Source organism: uncultured Methylibium sp. (assembly GCF_902826655.1).
Classification (GTDB): Bacteria; Pseudomonadota; Gammaproteobacteria; order Burkholderiales; family Burkholderiaceae_C; genus Methylibium.
The window spans coordinates 1-2,346 of sequence record NZ_CADEFR010000130.1 but is presented as its reverse complement, the minus strand read 5'-3'; the positions used below and the strand labels follow the sequence as shown (position 1 = coordinate 2,346).

The window sequence follows — 2,346 nt, the reverse complement described above, 5'->3', positions numbered from 1 at the left end:
CGCGCATCGTGTCCGGAGACGCGATGACGACATCGAAGTTCAGGTTGCCGGCCTTGACCTGCTCGGCGAGGTCTTCCATGCCGACGATGTCGGCGCCAGCGGCCTTGGCTTCCTCGGCCTTGGCACCCTGGGCGAACACCGCGACGCGCTTGGTCTTGCCGGTGCCGTTGGGCAGCACGACCGCGCCGCGAACGACCTGGTCGGACTTCTTGGCGTCGATGCCGAGCTGGACGGCGACGTCGATCGACTCGTCGAACTTCGCGGTCGCGCAGTCACGCACGATCTTGAAGGCGTCGTCGATCGGGTACAGCTTGGTGCTGTCGACCTTGCCCTCGAGGGCCTTCTGGCGCTTGGTGAGCTTGGCCATGATCAGAGACCCTCCACCGTGATGCCCATCGAGCGGGCGGAACCGGCGATCGTGCGGACCGCGGCGTCGAGATCGGCGGCCGTCAGGTCCTTCAGCTTGGTCTTGGCGATCTCCTCGACCTGGGCGCGCGTCAGCTTGGCCACCTTGTCGGTGTGCGGCTTGGCCGAGCCCTTGTCGAGCTTGGCGGCCTTCTTCAGCAGCACGGTCGCCGGCGGCGTCTTGAGGATGAAGGTGAACGACTTGTCCGCGAACGCGGTGATCACGACCGGCAGCACGAGGCCGGGTTCCATCGACTGGGTCTGGGCGTTGAACGCCTTGCAGAACTCCATGATGTTGAGGCCGCGCTGACCCAGCGCGGGACCGATCGGCGGCGAGGGATTCGCCTTGCCGGCCGGGATCTGCAGCTTGATGAAGCCGACAATCTTCTTGGCCATCTCTACTCTCCGAAAGTCCCCGTCGCCATGCGTCGGGGATCGAGTGCAAACGCCAGGGACTGGTTACCCGGGCTCCTCAAGCCGGTGTCACGTCACCGGCAGCAACGGGAGGCGTTCGCGTCCTTGCGGCCGCGGGCCCGCCTCCGGGCCATCAAGTCTTCTCGACCTCGTGGAAGTCGAGTTCCACCGGCGTCGAGCGCCCGAAGATCGTCACCGAGACGCGCACCTTGGACTTGTCGTAGTTGACGTCCTCGATCGCACCGTTGAAGTCGGTGAACGGGCCTTCCTTCACGCGCACCAGTTCGCCCACTTCCCACTCGACCTTGGGCTTGGGCTTCTCGATGCCTTCCTGCATCTGGTGCACGATCTTCATCACCTCGGCCTCGGAGATCGGGGCCGGGCGGTTCTTCGCGCCGCCGACGAAGCCGGTCACCTTGGAGGTGTGCTTGACCAGGTGCCAGGACTCGTCGTCCATCAGCATCTCGACCAGCACGTAGCCGGGGAAGAAGCGGCGCTCGGTGACGGCCTTCTTGCCGTTCTTCATCTCGACCACTTCCTCGGTCGGCACCAGGATCCGGCCGAACTTGGCGTTCATGCCCGAGCGATCGATGCGCTCGCGCAGGTTGCGCTCGACCGCCTTCTCCATGCCGGAGTAGGCGTGCACGACGTACCAGCGCAGCGGACTGGCCGGCGCGGCATCGGTGGGGGCTTGGGTCTGGACTTCGCTCATGTTTCAGCCTCGAACGCGCTTCTTCAGCGCCGCCAACCCAGGATCAGGTCGTACAACAGCCATTCCAGCGTCTTGTCGGTGAGCCACAGGAACAGCGCCATGACGAACACGAAGGCGAACACGTAGCCGGTCATCTGGATGGCCTCCTTGCGGCTGGGCCACACGACCTTGCGCAGCTCACGCACCGAGTCGCGCCCGAAGGCTGCCAGGGCCTTGCCCGGCTCCGCCGTGAAGAAGACGCCGACGGCCGCCGCCAGCAGGGCCAGCAGCGCGACCACGCGCAGCCACAGGTCCTGCTTGCCCAGCAGGTAGAAGGCCGCGACGGCGCCGACGACCAGCAGCCCCGCGGCGGCGAGCTTGGCCTTGTCAGCGGCGGTGGAAACGGTTTCGACGGTCGGTGTGTTCATCGTTCGGAGCCAGGCCGAGAGCCTCTTCTTGGAGCGGCAAGGCCCGCGGGGTCCGAAGACGCCCTGCGGGCCGCTGCGATGGTCGGTTGTCTCGGCGTCGTGCGGTCAGTACCTGCGGGATTCCGTCGCTGTCTGCGTGGCAGGGGCAGAGGGTCTCGAACCCCCAACCTTCGGTTTTGGAGACCGACGCTCTGCCAATTGAGCTATGCCCCTACTCGATTCACTCCATGATCTTCGCAACGACGCCGGCGCCGACGGTCCTGCCGCCTTCGCGGATGGCGAAGCGCAGGCCCTCTTCCATCGCGATCGGCGCGATCAGCTTGACGGTGATGCTGACGTTGTCGCCGGGCATGACCATCTCCTTGTCCTTGGGCAGCTCCACCGCCCCCGTCACGTCCGTCGTGCGGA

General features: G+C 65.9%; 3 protein-coding genes, 1 tRNA gene and 2 pseudogenes. All 6 read right to left on the bottom strand.

What is annotated here, in order from left to right:
* A pseudogene (gene rplA, locus QZV97_RS20765) lies at positions 1-367 on the bottom strand (50S ribosomal protein L1); the annotation flags it as partial.
* A gap of 2 nt (positions 368-369) precedes the next feature.
* Complete coding sequence (rplK, locus tag QZV97_RS20760) at positions 370-801, bottom strand: 50S ribosomal protein L11 (protein WP_295647306.1); 432 nt, start codon at positions 799-801, stop codon at positions 370-372.
* 151 nt (positions 802-952) lie between these two features.
* Positions 953-1,531, bottom strand: coding sequence for a transcription termination/antitermination protein NusG (gene nusG, locus QZV97_RS20755; RefSeq protein ID WP_295647304.1), 579 nt, complete (start codon positions 1,529-1,531; stop codon positions 953-955).
* A 23-nt stretch (positions 1,532-1,554) separates the two neighbouring features.
* A complete protein-coding gene (gene secE, locus QZV97_RS20750) occupies positions 1,555-1,938 on the bottom strand; it encodes a preprotein translocase subunit SecE (protein WP_295647302.1) in 384 nt (127 codons plus the stop codon).
* 137 nt (positions 1,939-2,075) lie between these two features.
* Positions 2,076-2,151 (bottom strand) — tRNA-Trp (locus tag QZV97_RS20745).
* 7 nt (positions 2,152-2,158) lie between these two features.
* Positions 2,159-2,346, bottom strand: a pseudogene (gene tuf / locus QZV97_RS20740) (elongation factor Tu); the annotation flags it as partial.